The sequence below is a fragment of the Kribbella sp. NPDC002412 genome (assembly GCF_053592935.1).
Genome location: NZ_JBSFBL010000101.1, coordinates 1 through 16268, shown reverse-complemented (window position 1 = coordinate 16268; position 16268 = coordinate 1). Strand labels below are relative to the sequence as shown.

Annotated in this window: 12 protein-coding genes; 3 read left to right on the top strand and 9 right to left on the bottom strand. The window is 70.2% G+C overall.

The annotated features are described in order from the left end of the window. From ACWCOV_RS40060 to mraZ, 9 genes are all read right to left on the bottom strand, one after another. On the bottom strand, positions 1-1070 hold a 1070-nt coding region (locus ACWCOV_RS40060; protein WP_449834610.1), incomplete at its 3' end, for a peptidoglycan glycosyltransferase FtsW. A gap of 15 nt (positions 1071-1085) precedes the next feature. Continuing rightward, a complete protein-coding gene (murD, locus tag ACWCOV_RS40055; RefSeq protein ID WP_449834609.1) occupies positions 1086-2525 on the bottom strand; it encodes a UDP-N-acetylmuramoyl-L-alanine--D-glutamate ligase in 1440 nt (479 codons plus the stop codon). After that, positions 2522-3589 carry a phospho-N-acetylmuramoyl-pentapeptide-transferase gene (gene mraY / locus ACWCOV_RS40050; protein WP_449834608.1) on the bottom strand — a complete coding sequence of 356 codons (1068 nt, stop codon included), beginning with the start codon at positions 3587-3589 and terminating at the stop codon, positions 2522-2524. Before mraY ends, murD begins: the two co-directional genes overlap by 4 nt. Further along, a complete protein-coding gene (locus ACWCOV_RS40045) occupies positions 3586-5007 on the bottom strand; it encodes a UDP-N-acetylmuramoyl-tripeptide--D-alanyl-D-alanine ligase (RefSeq protein WP_449834607.1) in 1422 nt (473 codons plus the stop codon). The genes mraY and ACWCOV_RS40045 overlap by 4 nt, the downstream gene beginning before the upstream one ends. Then, positions 5004-6530 (bottom strand): UDP-N-acetylmuramoyl-L-alanyl-D-glutamate--2,6-diaminopimelate ligase, encoded by a 1527-nt coding sequence (locus tag ACWCOV_RS40040; protein WP_449834606.1) that lies wholly within the window; start codon positions 6528-6530, stop codon positions 5004-5006. Before ACWCOV_RS40040 ends, ACWCOV_RS40045 begins: the two co-directional genes overlap by 4 nt. A gap of 50 nt (positions 6531-6580) precedes the next feature. Further along, entirely contained in the window at positions 6581-8896 is a 2316-nt protein-coding gene (locus tag ACWCOV_RS40035; protein WP_449834605.1) for a penicillin-binding transpeptidase domain-containing protein, read from the bottom strand. A gap of 4 nt (positions 8897-8900) precedes the next feature. Next, positions 8901-9548 (bottom strand): hypothetical protein, encoded by a 648-nt coding sequence (locus tag ACWCOV_RS40030; RefSeq protein ID WP_449834604.1) that lies wholly within the window; start codon positions 9546-9548, stop codon positions 8901-8903. Then, positions 9548-10513 (bottom strand): 16S rRNA (cytosine(1402)-N(4))-methyltransferase RsmH, encoded by a 966-nt coding sequence (rsmH, locus tag ACWCOV_RS40025; RefSeq protein WP_449834603.1) that lies wholly within the window; start codon positions 10511-10513, stop codon positions 9548-9550. Before rsmH ends, ACWCOV_RS40030 begins: the two co-directional genes overlap by 1 nt. 234 nt (positions 10514-10747) lie before the next feature. After that, positions 10748-11179, bottom strand: coding sequence for a division/cell wall cluster transcriptional repressor MraZ (gene mraZ / locus ACWCOV_RS40020; RefSeq protein ID WP_131351384.1), 432 nt, complete (start codon positions 11177-11179; stop codon positions 10748-10750). A gap of 465 nt (positions 11180-11644) precedes the next feature. Between mraZ and ACWCOV_RS40015 the strand changes: the two genes are divergently transcribed. Genes ACWCOV_RS40015 through ACWCOV_RS40005 form a run of 3 tightly spaced genes read left to right on the top strand, consistent with a single transcriptional unit; the run spans position 11645 to position 16235 of the window. Continuing rightward, entirely contained in the window at positions 11645-12583 is a 939-nt protein-coding gene (locus tag ACWCOV_RS40015) for an AAA family ATPase (RefSeq protein ID WP_449834611.1), read from the top strand. Between the two features lie 3 nt (positions 12584-12586). Next, entirely contained in the window at positions 12587-13873 is a 1287-nt protein-coding gene (locus ACWCOV_RS40010; protein WP_449834602.1) for a DUF58 domain-containing protein, read from the top strand. A gap of 4 nt (positions 13874-13877) precedes the next feature. Beyond that, positions 13878-16235 carry a transglutaminase family protein gene (locus tag ACWCOV_RS40005; RefSeq protein WP_449834601.1) on the top strand — a complete coding sequence of 786 codons (2358 nt, stop codon included), beginning with the start codon at positions 13878-13880 and terminating at the stop codon, positions 16233-16235. Positions 16236-16268 lie beyond the last annotated feature (33 nt).

Genomic DNA, 16268 nt, shown 5'->3' with positions numbered 1-16268 from the left:
TACGGCGTCGAGGGAGTCGGCCAGGCCTTCGCCGAAGAAGGCGTTGTTGGCGCTGTCGTGATTCCGGCCGCCGCGTAGCGGACGAACGGCTCGGTGTTCCGGGTCGCGATCCGCACCCCGGCGTAGGCCAGGACGAGGAACAGGGCGAGCACGGTGAGCGACCCGACCAGGCCGAGCTCCTCACCGATCACGGAGAAGATGAAGTCGGTGTGCGCCTCCGGCAGGTTGCCCCACTTCTGCCGGCTGTTGCCGATCCCGACGCCCCACCAGCCACCGGTCGACAGCGCGTAGAACGAGTGGTACGCCTGCCAGCCGACGCCGGACGGGTCGGCCAGCGGGTTGGTGAAGTTCATCAGCCGGTCCATCCGGTGCTGGGCCGTGGTGACGAAGTACGCCGCGATCGCGCCGACGACCACGATGGTCGCGACGAACAGCCGGGTCGGCGCGCCGACGATCCAGATCAGGCCGAGCATCACGGCCATCAGCACCAGCGCGGTGCCGAGGTCGTGCTGGCCGACCACCAGGGCGATCACCAGGCCGCAGACCGGCACCATCGGGACCAGCAGGTGCTTCCACTGGGTGAGCAGCTTCTCCTTGCGGGCGTACAGGTCCGCGCACCACATCACCAGCGCCAGCTTGGCGAACTCACTCGGCTGGATCTGCAGCGGACCGCCGAGGTTCAGCCAGTTGGTGTTGCCGTTCACGCCGACGCCGAGACCGGGGATGTAGGTCAGCACCAGCAGGAACACCGACCCGAGCAGGGCGACGTAGGCGAGCATCCGGAAGTGCCGTGGCGTCATCCGGGAGGCGACGTACGCCATCGGCAGGCCGACGCCGACCCAGATCAGTTGGCGGATGAAGATCGTGTAGCTGTTGCCGTTCGCGCGCAGCGACAGCACGCTCGACGCGGACAGCACCATCAGCAGCCCGAGCACCAGCAGCAGGCCGGTCGCGCCGAGCAGGATGTGGTACGACGTCAGCGGCCGGTCCAGCACCTCGCGGACGGCGGCCACCCACGGACGTACCTCGGTCTTCTTCTGCTGATCCGGCTGATCCGCGATCGACGTCACGCGATCACCTCCGGATCAGCTGTCGCCCAGCCGACGTACGGCTTCAGCGAAGGCGTCGCCACGGGCTCCGTAGTTGGCGAACATGTCCCAGGAAGCGCAGCCGGGGGCCAGCAGTACGGTGTCGCCCGCCTGCGCAAGCGTCGCCGCCTCCCCCACCACGATCTCCATGGCTTCAGTGTCCGTTGCCCCGACAGTGATCGTCGGGACATCCGGTGCGTGTCGGGCAAGTGCTTCGGCGATCACCTGTTTGTCCTGGCCGAGCAGCACGACGCCACGCAGCCGGTCGCGGGCCGCGACCACCAGTTCGTCGAAGGTCGCGCCCTTGGCCTGGCCGCCGGCGATCCACACCACGTGCTCGTAGGCGAGCAGCGAGGCCTGCGCCGCGTGCGGGTTGGTCGCCTTCGAGTCGTCGACATAGTTGACCCCGGCAACGTCCGCGACATGCGCGATCCGGTGCTTGTCCGGCCGGAACCCGCGCAGCCCGTCCCGGACCGCGGTCGCCGGCACACCGAACGCCCGGGCCAGCGCGGCCGCGGCGAGCGCGTTCGCCACGTTGTGCGGCGCGGCCGGCGTGACGTCGTTCAGCGTCGCCAGCTCGAGGGCGGACGACGCGCGCTGCTCGACGAACGCACGGTCGACGAGGAGATCGTCGACAATCCCCACCATCGACAGCCCCGGCGTTCCGAGAGTGAAGCCGATCGCCCGGCAGCCCTCGATCACCTCCGCGTCCATCACCAGCTGCTCGGTGGCCGGGTCGGCGACGTTGTAGACGCAGGCGACCTGGCAGTTCTCGAAGATCCGGCCCTTGTCCTTGGCGTACGCCTCCAGCGAGCCGTGCCAGTCGACATGGTCCGGCGCGATGTTCAGTACGGCGGCCGAGTGCGCGGACATCGAGTGCGTGAAGTGCAGCTGGTAGCTCGACAGCTCGACGGCGATCACGTCGTACGGCTCGGGGTCCATCACCGCTTCCAGCAGCGGCAGCCCGACGTTGCCAGCAGCAACAGCCCGGTGACCGGCGGCGGTCAGGATCGCGGTGAGCATCTGGACCGTCGTGGTCTTGCCGTTGGTCCCGGTGATGCACAGCCACGGTGCCGCGTTGGCCGGGTCGCGCAGCCGCCAGGCCAGCTCGATCTCGCTCCAGATCGCCACCTCACGCTCGGCCGCCTGGGCCAGCAACGGCGCGTGCGGCGGTACGCCGGGAGACGTCACGACCACCTCGACGTCCTTCGGCAGCTCCGCCGTACTGCCCGGGCCGAGGGTGATGGTGGCGCCCAGCGTCTCGAGGATCTGCGCCTTCTCGCGAAGCGCCTCGTTGTCGCGGTCGTCCAGTACGACGACGTGCTCGGCGCCGGCCTGGAGCAACGAGTCCGCGCAGGCGTAGCCCGCCGTACCGAAGCCGAGGACGACGAAGCGGGTCGTCGCCCAGCCGTCGTCGGTGCGAGTCTCGAGGGTCATCCGGCCACCCATTCCGCGTAGAAGATGCCGAGCCCGATCACCACGCACAGGCCCTGGATGATCCAGAACCGGATCACCACGTTGACCTGCTCCCAGCCGAGCATCTCGAAGTGGTGGTGCAGCGGCGCCATCCGGAACAGCCGCTTGCCCTTGGTGATCTTGAAGTAGCCGACCTGCAGGATCACCGACGCGGTGATGATGACGAACAGGCCGCCGAGCAGCAGCACCAGCAGCTCGGTCCGGGTCATCACGGCCATCCCGGCCAGCGCGCCGCCCAGCGACAGCGAGCCGGTGTCACCCATGAAGATCTTGGCCGGCGACGCGTTCCACCACAGGAAGCCGAACAGCGCGCCGGTCAACGCGGCCGCGACCACGGCCAGGTCGTGCGGATCTCGGACCTCGTAGCACTTCGCGCCCACACCCTGAGCGGTCGCGCAGCTCTGGTTGAACTGCCAGATGCAGATCAGCGTGTAGGCGCCGAACACCATCATCGAGGCGCCGGTGGCCAGGCCGTCCAGGCCGTCGGCCAGGTTCACGCCGTTCGACATGCCGGCGATCAGCAGCAGGATCCAGATCACCACCAGGACCCCGGCCAGGTGCAGCCAGTTGATGTCGCGGATGAACGAGATGAACGGCGACGCCGGCCGCTGGCCGCGCTCGTCCGGGAACTGCAGCGCGAGCACCGCGAAGGCGACCGCGATCATCGTCTGGCCGGCCAGTTTCGCCTTGCTGCGCAGGCCCAGGCTGCGCTGCCGGAAGATCTTGATGAAGTCGTCCAGGAAGCCGACCGCGCCCATCCCGGCGAACAGGAACAGCACCAGGATCGCCGAGGCGCTCGGCGGCGTCATGGTGAACAGCTTCGCCGCGAAGTACCCGATGATGGTGGCGAGGATGAACACCGTGCCGCCCATCGTCGGCGTGCCGCGCTTGGTGTGGTGCGAGGTCGGCCCGTCGTCGCGGATCTCCTGGCCGTAGCCGCGGCGGGACAGCAGCGTGATCGCCCACCGCGTGCCGAGCAGGGTCAGCACCATCGAGACGGCGCCGGCGAACAGGATCGAGATCACTGCGCGTCCTCCGCGGATCTGGACAGCTCGTCGCGTCCGGGCAGCAAGGCGTCGGCCAGGCTGCGCAGCTTCGCCGCCTTCGAGGACTTGACCAGCACGACGTCACCGGCCTGCAACTCCGCGCGGAGCATGTCGAGGGCCTCCGGAATGGTGTCGACGTAGGCCGACTCGTTGCCCCAGGAGCCTTCGAGCGAGGCCCCGAGATGGATGGGTTTCGCGCCCGGGCCGACCACGACCAGCCGGTTCACGTCCAGCCGCACCACCAGCCGCCCGATCGCGTCGTGCTCGTCCGCGGAGGTGTCGCCGAGCTCGAGCATCTCGCCGAGCACGGCCCAGGTCCGCGCGCCGCGGGCCCGGCCGATCGCGACCAGCGCCTTCAGCGCGGCCCGCATCGAGTCGGGGTTGGCGTTGAACGCGTCGTTGATGACGGTCACGCCGTCCGGGCGCTCGACCACTTCCATCCGCGCCGCCGACACCGGAGTGGCCGCAGCCAGCCCCTCGGCGATCTGCTCGGCGGTCAGACCGGCTGCGTACGCGACGGTTGCCGCGCCGAGCGCGTTCGACACGTAGTGCTCGCCGACGAACTGCAACTGGACCGAGCGGCTGAAGTCGCCGATCCGCAGCGTGAAGCTCGCCCGGCCCTCGGCGTCGAGCTTGACGTCGGTCGCCCGGACGTCGGCGCTGTCCGCCTCACCGAAGGTCAGCACCCGCTGCCCGGTCCGGCTCGCCATCGCGGCGACGCGCGGGTCGTCGGCGTTCAGTACGGCGGTCCCGCCCGGAACCAGTGCCTCGATCAGCTCGCCCTTGGCCAGCGCGATGTTGTCCTGGCTGCCGAACTCGCCGATGTGCGACGTGCCGACGTTGAGCACCAGTCCGACCTTCGGCGGCGTGATCCCGCACAGGTAGGTGAGGTCGCCCAGGTGCCGCGCACCCATCTCGGCGATCAGGTACTTCGTGGTCCCGGTCGCGTGCAGCGCGGTCAGCGGGTGGCCGATCTCGTTGTTGAACGATCCCTCCGGCGACACGGTCTCGCCGTACGGGCGGATCAGCTGGGCGATCAGGTCCTTCGTGCTGGTCTTGCCGGACGAGCCGGTCAGGCCGATCACGGTCAGGTCCGGCAGCCGGCTGACCACCAGGCGGGCCAGGTCGCCGAGTGCCTTCTGCGCGTCGCCGACGACGATGCACGGGCTGCCCTCGATCGGCCGCGTGGTGAGTGACACCGTGACGCCGGCCTCGGTCGCCGTACTCACGTAGTCGTGCCCGTCGACGCGCTCACCGGGCAGGGCGACGAACAGCCCACCCGGTCCGGCGGCTCGCGAGTCGATCACCACCGCGCCGTCGACCACGGCCGACGGGTCCACGCCCACCAGCTCGCCACCGACGACGTCGGCGATCTCGCCGCAACTGACAGGGATCACCGCTCTGCCTCCAGCAACTCACGCACAGTCTCGCGATCGTCGAACGGGTGGATCACACCGCCGACGTCCTGACCTGTCTCATGGCCCTTGCCCAGCACGACGACGGTGTCCCCCGGACCGGCCAGCTCGATCGCAGCCGCGATGGCCTGGCGACGGTCGCCGATCTCGTGCAGGTCCGCACCCGGTACCGCGGCCCGGGCGCCCTCCAGCGCGGCGGCCCGGATCGCCGCCGGATCCTCGCTGCGCGGGTTGTCGTCGGTGATGATCACGACGTCCGCCGTACGCGCCGCCGCGGCGCCCATTGCGGGACGCTTGCCCGCGTCCCGGTCGCCGCCACAGCCCACAACGGCGTACAAGCGGCCCTTCGTCGCACCGCGGGCGGCCTCGAGCGCGAGCTCGACCGCGTCCGGCGTGTGCGCGTAGTCCACGATCACGGCCAGGCCGTCGTGACGAGTGAACGTCTCCATCCGGCCCGGTACGGCGGCCGTCCGCAACCCGGCGGCGATCTCCTCGGCCGGTACGTCGACCTGCCGCAGCATGGCGGTCGCAAGCAGCGCGTTGGCCACGTTGAAGTCGCCGGGCAGCCCGATCTCGACGGTCAGCGTCTCGCCCGGCCCCTGGATGTCGATCACGGTGGTGCCGTGCTCGGACTGGTGCTTGCCCGCCACCATCCAGTCGGCCTCACCCGTGGTGGACACGGTCACCAGCGGTACGACGGTCTGCGCGGCCAGACGGCGGCCGTACTCGTCGTCGATCGTCACCACGGCCACATCACACCGCTCCGGGGTGAACAACGAGGCCTTCGCCGCGAAGTACTCCTCGAACGTGTTGTGGAAGTCCAGATGATCCTGTGTGAGGTTGGTGAACCCGGCGACCGCGAAGCGGGCACCGTCCACCCGGCCCTGCGCGAGCGCGTGGCTGGACACCTCCATCGCACACCAGCCGACCGCCTGCTCACGCATCACTCCGAACAGCGCGTGCAGGTCGGTGGCCTCCGGAGTGGTCCGGACGCTCTTCACCACCTCGTCACCGATCCGGGTCTGGATCGTCCCGATCAGCGCGGCCGGACCGAGCCGGCGCAGTACGGCGTCCAGCAGGAAGCTGGTCGTGGTCTTGCCGTTCGTCCCGGTCACGCCGAGCAGGTGCAGCTCCTTGGTCGGCTCGCCGTAGATGCGGGCCGCGACCGCGCCGAGCACGTCCCGGGGACGGTCGACCACCAGCACCGGCAGACCGGTCTCCCGCGCCCGCTCCTCACCGGTCGGGTCGGTCAGTACGGCGACAGCACCGGACTGCTGCGCTTTCGCGACGAAGGCGGCGCCATGCGTGACGGCACCGGGCAGAGCGGCGTACAGGTCGCCTGGGAGGACTGACCGCGAGTCGAGCGAGACACCGGTGATCTCGACGGTGCTGCTGGTGGGGATCCGCGCATGAGCGGTCCTGGCGACCTCGACCAGGCTGACCGGCACGATGTGCCGCGGCCTGATCGCTGCGACGGCGCCGCCTGCGGCGGTAGGGGTGGACACGGGCCCTGAGGCTACCGCTCCGGCCCGTGTGACTCCTACCTGACCCTGCGTCACCACTCGAGCGGCACGGCAGGCTGCTTCGCACCTGTCGGCGGTACGACGTACTTCTGCAGCGCGTAGCTCATCACGTCACGGAACACCGGTCCTCCCTGTCCACCGCCACTACGCCCGTTGGTCGGGTTCTGGAGTACGACGTACGTAACGAAGCGTGGGTTGTCGGCAGGAGCGAATCCGGCGAAAGACGTGGCCCACTTGCGGTAGCAGCCGCAGGCGGAGTCGACCTCCTGCGCCGTACCGGTCTTGCCGGCCACCCGGTAGCCGTCGATCGCGGCCTGGGTCGCCGTACCCCCCTTGGCGGTGACGGCCTCCATCATCGTGGTGACCTCCTTGGCCGCCTTCTCGCTCACCACCCGGCGGGACGGGCTGGACGGGTTCGGGATGACGTTGCCGTTCACGTCGAGGTAGTTCCTCACCAGCTTCGGCGGCACGTAGACCCCGCCGTTGGCGACCGCGTTGACCGCGGCGGTCATCTGGACGGCGTTCGCGGACAGGCCCTGGCCGAACGCGACGTTCGACCGGGTCAGCTCGCTCCACTCGTCACCCGGCGGCATCAGGCCGCGGCTCTCGCCCGGGAAGTTCAGCCCGGTCGGCTCGCCGAACCCGAAGTCCTTCAGGTACTTCACGAACTGCGGGATCGACTTCATCTGCTGGGCCGCGATGATGGTGCCGACGTTCGACGACTTCGCGATCACGCCGGCGATGGTCAGGTCGAGCGTGCCGTGCGAGAAGTGGTCCTTGATGGTCCGGCGCTGCACGTTGATGCTGCCCGGCACCTTCAGCTTGGTTTCCAGGTCGATCAGCCCGGCATCGGCGAGGGCGGCCATGGTGACCACCTTCTGCACGCTGCCCGGCTCGTAGACCTGCTCGAGCGCCGGGTTGTACAGCTGGCTCGACTTGACCGCCTTGTTCGGGTCGAACGTCGGGTAGTTCGCCATCGCCAGGATCTCGCCGGTCTTCACGTCCGCCGTGACCACCGTGCCCGAGCTGGCCTTGTACTGCTTCACCGCCTGCTCGATCCGCCGCTCCGCGAACCACTGCAGGTCCGCGTCCAGGGTCAGCTGCGCGGTGACACCGGGCTTCGGCTCCTCGACCGTGTGGTTCGCGTTCGGGATCTTGTTGCCCTTGGTGTCCACCTCGTACATGGCCTTGCCGTCCTGGCCGGACAGCCTGTCGTTCATGCCGTACTCGAGCCCGGACAGGCCCTTGCCGTCGGCGCCGACCACGCCGACCACGTTCGCCGCGATGGTGCCGTTCGGGTGGCTGCGGATCGGGTCGTCCTCGGTGTAGATCCCGGCCAGCAGCGGCGCCTGCTGGTCCTGCGGCTTGCCCTTGTTCTGCTGCGCGATCTCGGCGTTCTTCGCCTTCACCTCGGCCTCGATGGCGTTCCAGGTCTGCGGGCTGACCTGGCGCGCGAGGTAGGCGAACCGGCCCTTTCCGGTCATCGCGGTGACGAGTTCCGCGTACGTCGTACCGGTCAGCTTCGGCGCCAGGATCTTGGCGAGCTGCGGGGCGACCGCGCTGGTCTGGGTCGGGTCGGCGGTGATCGCGACGGCGTCCTCGGACACGCTGAACGGCACGCCGTTGCGGTCCACGATCGAACCGCGGGTCGCGTGCAGCACGAACGGCTTGGTGTTCTCCTTGCTCGCCGCCAGCGCGTACCGGTCCGGGTCCACGCCCTGCAGCAGCACCAGCCGCCCGGCGAACAGCGACAGCACGAACGCCATCACCACGAACGTCACCCGAAGCCGAAGCGCCGGCCGCCCCAACTTGAGCATCCGAGGCGGCCGCTTCACCTTCTTCTTCGGCGGCCGCCTGCTCTGCGGCCGCTGCCGCGGCGGACTCTTCTTCACCGGCCGCTTGGCCGGTGCCTTCTTCGAAGCAGTTTTCTTCGCCGCCGCCGTCCTGGCGGCCGCCGGGCGCCCAGCCGCCGCCTTGCGCGGCCGAGCCGCCTGCCCCTCAGCACGAGCAGCCGCCTTGCGCGGCGCAGCCGCGCGCCCCTGCCCCGCCGGGGTTCGGCGGCTGCCGCTGCCTGCTGCCGACCGGCCGGAGCCGGCCTGCTTCTTCCCGGAACGGTCCTGCCCGTCAGCCGACCGAGGGCGGCGCTGTTCACCTGGTTCCGGCCGGCGCGGAGCGCCGGCCGCCTCCTCGCGGGCTTTGCGGAGGAGGCGGTCGCGGGTGGACTCCGGACGCTGTGGCGTGGCACGGGTGCTGTCCGTAGCGGACGGACGGCGAGGCTGAGCCTTGCGGGGCGGATTCCCCGGTTCACCACGCTTGCGTGGCGGCTCGCTGCCCCGTCGGTCCGTCATCCGATCATCCCCCGGTGGTCGTCGTACGCGTGGTCGTGGCCGGCGGCTTGTTGCCCGTCGCCGTACCGGTCCGTGCGGTGGTGCCCGTCGCCGCCCGGTTCTGCGCGGTGACAGGTGGCTTCACAGTGGCCGCGGGCGGCTTGACCGTCGCCACGGGCGGCTTCACGGTCGCGGCGGGTGGCTTGACCGTGCTGACCGGCGGCTTCGGCGACACCGACGTCGGCGTGCCCGGACCGAACATCGCCGTGCCCGTGCCGGCCTTGCCCTCCTCCGGCACACCCAGCACCTGCCCGTCGGACAGCCGCAGGAACACCGGGTTCGGGTTCGGGACCATGCCCATCCGCAGCGCGCGATCGGCCAGGTTCTGCGGCGACTCCAGCGTCCGCACCTGCTTCTCCAGCGACTCCTGCTGATCCCGCAGCTGGTCGGCCTGCTTGTTCAGCGCGGTCACCTGGAACGTCCCGCTCTGCAGCTCGGTGTTGAGCAGCAGCAAGCCGACCAGGCCGGCCGCCAGCAACGACACCACGAAGATGACGAACGGCATCCGCGGCGGCCGGAACGGCGCGCCGTAGACGACCCGCAGCTTCGGCTCCGGCCGCTTCGCCGGCGCCGGCGTGACCCGCGCCTTCTGCGGGCTGAAGACAGTACTCATCAGGCCACCAGCCCCTTCTCCCGGACCCGCTCGGCCGCCCGCACGCGAGCGGAGGCGGCCCGCGGGTTGGCCGCGACCTCCTCCTCGGTCGGCCGCTCCGCGCCGCGGGTCAGCAGCTTCAGGTACGGCTCGTGCCCGGCCGGGATGACCGGCAGGTCGTCCGGCACGTCGGACTTGGTCCCGGCCGCGAACGTCTGCTTGGTGATCCGGTCCTCGAGCGAGTGGTAGCTCATCACCACGATCCGGCCGTGCAGCGCGAGCGCCTCGATCGCGGCCGGCAGCGCGCGGCGCAGCACCTCGAGCTCGCCGTTCACCTCGATCCGCAGCGCCTGGAAGGTCCGCTTCGCCGGGTGTCCCCCGGTACGGCGGGCCGCCTGCGGGATCGCGTTGCGGACCAGCTCGGACAGCCGCGCGCTGTTCGTGAACGGCTCGGTCTCGCGCTCGCGCACGATCCGGTCCGCGATCCGGCGGGCGAACTTCTCCTCGCCGTACTGGAACAGGATCCGGGCCAGGTCGGCCGCGCTGTAGGTGTTCACGATGTCCGCGGCCGTGGTCGGGCCGGTGCTGTCCATCCGCATGTCCAGCGGCGCGTCCTGCGCGTAGGCGAAACCGCGCTCGGCCTCGTCCAGCTGCATCGAGGAGACACCCAGGTCGAACAGGATCCCGTCGATCGCCGGCACGTCCAGGTCGGCCAGGACCTGCGGCAGCTCGTCGTACACGGCGTGCACGAAGGTGGTCCGCTCCTGGTACGGCGCGAGCCGGTCGCCGGCGAGGCGCAGCGCCTCGGGGTCCCGGTCGAGCCCGATCAGCCGGGTCTCGGGGAACTGGCGCAGGAACGCCTCGGAGTGACCGCCGAGACCGAGGGTCGCGTCGACGAGGACTGCGCCGGGGTGCGCGAGTGCGGGAGCCAGCAGCGCGACCACGCGCTCCAGCATCACCGGCACATGCCGCTCCCCAGCGTCCATCCTCGACCCTTCCGTCGCCGCGGGAGCGACCCTGCCCCCGCAGGTCTTGTGGTGCGGTTCAGTGGTGCGGACCCGGAGACGACTCCGTCCGGTCAGATCGCGGGTACGCCTTCCGGGGAAGTACCTCGGGGTCTTGGCGCCGGGGAAGTGACGCCAACACCTGAGGTCGGAAGTCGGACCCGTGATCTCACCGGACGGCCGGTGTGGTCGCGGTACCGCTCGCCCACTGTTCTTCTAGAAGATGCCCGGCAGGACCTCCTCGGAGAGGTCGGCGAACGCCTGCTCCTGCTCCTGGGAGTACCTGTTCCAGTTCTCCGTGTTCCAGATCTCCACCCTGTTCATCGCCCCGATGACGACGCAGTCGCGATCCAGTCCTGCGTAGTCGCGCAGCATCGGCGGGATGGTGACCCGGCCCTGCTTGTCCGGCACCTCGTTCGAGGCTCCGGCGAACAACATCCGCAGGTAGTCCCGCGCACCCTTGTTGGTGATCGGCGCCTGCTTCAACTGCTCGGTCAGCTGGACGAACTCGCGCTCGGGCCACACGGACAGCGACCGCTCCTGTCCACGCGTGATCACCAGGCCGTCAGCCAGTTCGTCCCGGAACTTCGCCGGCAGGAACAGCCGTCCCTTGTCGTCGAGCTTGGGGAAGTGAGTTCCGAGGAACACGCTCCACCTCCCCGTTGCGGACCCTCCGACTTAGGCGAGCTGTTTCCACCACTTCTGTTCCACTGCGCTCCACCTTACTCCACTTTCCACCACCGTCAACCAACTTCCGCCCCATTTCCCCCACGCGCCGCCTGAATCCCAGCGCGTCCACCCGCGTGCCGCGTCCTCCACTTCGCTCCACCGCGGTTGCCCGGGTCCGGCGGCGAACCAACCGGGGTCCGGCGTCGTCGTACGCCCGGCACTTTGTTTTGGCCACCCGTACGCTTGGAGGGACGACTTTCCGACCCACGCCGGTGAGGGCCTGTGCCGATGAACACCGAAACGCCAGGTAACGAAACTTCCGCTGCTCTAGGCCGGACCCCTACAGCGGGTGAGAATGTGTCGGCCGTCAACGAATGGGGAGGACACAGGGTGAGCACCACCGCGACCAGCTCGGCGCTGGCAGGAGCCGGGGACTTCGACGAGCTGTCCGAGGTGGCGGGCCGGGTCCGCCGGGCGATGGAGCAGGTGATCGAGGGCAAACCCGACGTGGTCGAGGTCGCCATCACCGTCCTGCTGGCCGAGGGACACCTGCTGATCGAGGACGTGCCCGGCGTCGGCAAGACGATGCTGGCCAAGGCGCTGGCCAAGTCGATCGACTGCACCGTGCGCCGGATCCAGTTCACGCCGGACCTGCTGCCGTCGGACATCACCGGCGTCTCCGTCTTCAACCAGGAGATCCGCGACTTCGAGTTCAAGCCCGGCGCGGTGTTCGCGAACATCGTGGTCGGTGACGAGATCAACCGCGCCTCGCCGAAGACCCAGGCCGCGCTGCTGGAGTCGATGGAGGAACGCCAGGTCACCGTCGACACCACGACGTATCAGCTCGAGGCGCCGTTCATGGTCATCGCGACCCAGAACCCGATCGAGATGGAAGGCACCTACCCGCTCCCCGAGGCGCAGCGCGACCGCTTCATGGCCCGCGTCTCGATGGGCTACCCGGAGCCGGCCGCCGAGCTGCGGATGCTCGACGGGCACGCGGCCGACGACCCGCTGCAGACCCTGCAGGCCGTCACCGACGGCCAGCAGATCCTGCGCCTGGTCAAGACGGTGCAGTCGGTGCACGTCTCGGAGTCGGTCAAGGAGTATGCCGTCGCCCTCGTCGGCGCGACCCGTCGCTCGCAGGAGCTGCGACTGGGAGCGAGCCCGCGGTCGACGCTGCACCTGATCCGGGCGGCCCGTGCCGCGGCGGCGCTGGACTCCCGCGAGTTCGTCCTGCCGGACGACATCCAGGAGCTCGCCGTGCCGGTGCTGGCACACCGTGTTCTTCCTGCGGCTGAGGCGCATCTCGGTGGGCGCGGTGCAGCCGACATCATCTCGGGGCTGGTGTCCACGGTGGCGCTGCCTCGCGCACGTCGGGACTGAGACATGCGGCAGGCACTGCGCGGGCTGACCACCAGAGGGCGGGCCTTCGTCGCGGCCGGCATCACGGCATCCCTGTGCGCGCTCCTGCTCGGCCAGAAGGACCTGCTGCGCGTCGGCATCCTGCTGGTCGCGCTGCCGCTGGTCGCGGCGCTCGTCGTCGGGCGGACCCGGCTGCGGCTGCAGGTGCGGCGCAGCCTCGCACCGGACCAGGTCCCGGTCGGCACGCAGGCGACGGTGGAGCTTGCCCTGAGCAACCAGGGCCGGATGCCGGCCGGGCTGTTGCTGCTCGAGGACCGTATTCCTTATGTACTGGGGCACCGGCCGCGGTTCGTCGTCGACCGGGTCAGCCCGAACTGGCGCCGTACCGTCAGCTACCCGGTGAAGAGCGACGTCCGCGGACTGTTCCAGGTCGGGCCGTTGATGCTGACCGTGGCCGACCCGTTCGGTCTGGTGGAGACCAGCCGGACGTTCACCCGAAGTCAGCACCTGCTGGTCACGCCGCGGGTCTACCGGCTGCCCGAGATCCGGCTGGGCGCCGACCGGGCGGGCTCGGGTGAGAACCGGCCGCGGGCGATCGCGTCGGCCGGTGAGGAGGACGCGACGGTTCGCGAGTACCGCGACGGCGACGACCTCCGCCGGGTGCACTGGCGGTCCACCGCGCGCCGCGGCGAGCTGATGGTGCGGCGGGAGGAGCAGCCCTGGCAGAGCCGGTGCGCGATGTTCCTGGACGCGCGGACCATCTCGCACCACGGTCACGGCCCGTCGTCCAGCCTCGAGTGGGCGGTCAGCGCGGCCGCCTCGATCGGCACCGACCGGATCCGCCGCGGCTACGTCACCACGTTGCTGGGCGGGCCGACCACTCTGTCGGCGATCAGTCACCGGACGTCGACCGCCGTACATCAACCGCTCAGCGCGCAGCAGCTGCTGACCGAGTGCGCGACCGTCGAGGAGCACAAGTACGCCGAGATCGGCCCGCTGCTGACCGTCGACCGGCATGCGCAGGAGCCGAGCCTGGTGATCGCGATCGTCGGCGCGCTGAACTCCGACGACATCACCTCGCTGAACCGCTGGCGGACCAGCCAGGCGATCGGCGTCGCGCTGGTGCTCGACGCGGCCAGCTGGGCGGTCGGCGCCGAGCCGAGCGAGAAGGCGGACCGGCTGACCGCAGCCGCGGACGCCACCGAGAACGAGCTGCGCCGAAACGGCTGGCGCGTCGCCAGGGTCCGACGCGGTGACCACCTGCCCACCGTGTGGTCCGGCCTCGGACTACGGAGCGGAAGGATCGCATGAGGGTATGACCGGCCACGCCAGGATCTCCCTAGCCGCCTGGGGCGCGACGGTGCTGGGGGCGCTCGTGCTGACCCCGGTGTTCTCCGGGCCGTTCCTGTTCATCAGCGCGCTCCTGTGCGGCGCGATCACCGGTGTCGGGATCCTGCTGCAGAACCTGCGGGCCCCGCGGCTCGTCGTACCGTTCGTCCAGCTGCTGGTGCTGGTGGAGCTGATCTCGTTCTTCTTCCTGCGGGACACGCTGAAGTTCGGGCTGATCCCGGTGAAGGCGACCGCGCTGGAGTTCAACCAGCAGATGGTCAACGCGATGGACTCGATCAACCGGTTCAGCGCGCCCCTCCCGCCGGACTCGCACCTGACGCTGTTCGCCGCCTCGGTGATCGCCGCGACCGGGCTGCTCATCCACGTCATCGCCGTACAGCTTCGCCAGGCCGCGTGGGCCGGGCTGCTGCTGCTGATCATGTACACGGTGCCTGCCGCGACCGTGCACGGCGGTCTGCCGGCGCTGCTGTTCATCCCGCCGGCGCTCGGCTACATCCTGCTGCTGTCCGCCGAAGGGCGCAGCCGGCTCAGCCGTTGGGGCCGGCGCATCTCCGGTGTCTCGCACCTGGACGCTGCCGAGCCGGTGGAAGCGTCCGCACTCGGTCAGGCGGGCCGCCGGATCGGCCTGACCGTCGTCGCGCTGGCCGCGTTGCTCCCCGCTCTGCTGCCCGCGCTGCCGGAGGGTGTCGTCGGCAACGGCCTGGCCGGCACCGGTCCCGGGACCGGTGTCGGGGCGTCGATCTCCTCGACGGACCCGATGCTGGACATGGGCCGGAACCTGAAGCGCGGCGACAACGTCGTCGCGCTCACCTACAAGGGCGGCCCGTCCGGCGGCACCTACCTGCGGCTGACCGCGCTCGACTTCTTCGACGGCGACACCTGGCGGATCGCACCCCGCCAGGAGGGCCGCAAGATCGGCAACGAGCTGACCCCGCCACCCGGGTACAGCGGCGACCTGAGCAAGGTCGCGCAGTCCAAGATGGAGATCGACGTCAGCCGGAGCTTCCGCTCCCAGTTCGCCCCGGTCCCCTACCCGGTGCGCTCGATCTCGCTGAAGCGGGACTGGCGGTTCGACGCCGGCACGCTCGACGTGGTCTCGGCGAACGGCCAGGTGGTCGGCGGCAAGAAGTACGACGTCACGTCGTACGACCTGCAGCCGACGTCGCAGCAGCTGCACGACGCGATCGGCACGGGTGAGCCGGACCAGTTCACCAGCCGGGTCCCGCGGCAGACGCCGGAGTCCATCAAAGAGCTGACCCTGGACATCACGAAGGGTGCCGGGAGCAACCAGTTCGAGGCCGCCGTGCTGCTGCAGAACTGGTTCCGCAGCGGTGGCGGCTTCACCTACAGCACCGACACCACCCGCGGCAGCGGGATGCGGGCGCTGCGCGAGTTCCTGCTGGACAGCAAGACCGGGTACTGCGAGCAGTTCGCCACCGGGATGGCGCTGATGGCCCGGATCGTGGGCATCCCGTCCCGGGTCGGCATCGGGTTCCTGCCCGGTCAGGCCGGCGAGGACGGCGAGTACACGGTCAAGATGCACGACATGCACGCCTGGCCGGAGCTGTACTTCCAGGGCATCGGCTGGGTCCGGTTCGAGCCGACCCCGGCCGCCCGGGTGGCGAGCACACCGGGCTGGACCGCCCCGGCCACCCCGGACCCGAGCAGCCCGTCGACGGCGCCGACCACCGCACCGACCACGCCGGGCGCGACCGAGGACCCGGGCCTGGAGCGGCCGAACGGCGACCGGAACCTGCCGGACGACAGCGGCGTCCCGATCATTGACAGCGGCAACTGGTTCACCAACGGGGGTGGGCGGAACATCGCCATCGCCGTCGGCGTTGTCCTGCTGCTCTCCGTCCCCTGGCTGATCCGGAGCCTGACCAGGCGACGGCGGTTCGCCCGACCGCCTGGGCGGCTCGGTGCCGAGGGCTTGTGGGCGGAGATCCGCGACACGTCCCGCGACCTCGGACTGGACTGGTCCGACATCGCGACACCGCGTCAGGCCGGCGAGTGGCTGGTCGGCCAGTTGCCTGCTGATGTTCACCCGCAGGCAATCCGGGTCGCCCGCGGCATCGAGGCCTTGCGGTACGCCGGTGACGCCGATGTGACTCTGGACGTGCGCTCCGAGGCAGCCGCCGTACGCAAGGCCCTGTGGTCCCAGGCCTCCCACCTCCGCCGCTGGCGAGCCCGCCTGCTTCCTCCATCGTGGCGCTGGTACCTGAGCCGAGGCAGCACCGAGGCCTCCGACCTCCTGGACGAGTTCGACCTCCTCCTGGCCCGCCTCCGCTCCCTGGCCCTGCGCCGCGGCCACGCCAACTAGCCGGAATTCGACCTTCGGCCGCGCAGCCCCGGC

Coding starts and splice junctions, on each gene's coding strand:
- murD (WP_449834609.1), bottom strand. CDS start 2,525: ATGACCCTCGAGACTCGCACCGACGACGGCTGGGCGACGACCCGCTTC.
- ACWCOV_RS40010 (WP_449834602.1), top strand. CDS start 12,587: ATGCGGCAGGCACTGCGCGGGCTGACCACCAGAGGGCGGGCCTTCGTC.
- ACWCOV_RS40005 (WP_449834601.1), top strand. CDS start 13,878: ATGACCGGCCACGCCAGGATCTCCCTAGCCGCCTGGGGCGCGACGGTG.
- rsmH (WP_449834603.1), bottom strand. CDS start 10,513: ATGGACGCTGGGGAGCGGCATGTGCCGGTGATGCTGGAGCGCGTGGTC.
- ACWCOV_RS40030 (WP_449834604.1), bottom strand. CDS start 9,548: ATGAGTACTGTCTTCAGCCCGCAGAAGGCGCGGGTCACGCCGGCGCCG.
- ACWCOV_RS40035 (WP_449834605.1), bottom strand. CDS start 8,896: ATGACGGACCGACGGGGCAGCGAGCCGCCACGCAAGCGTGGTGAACCG.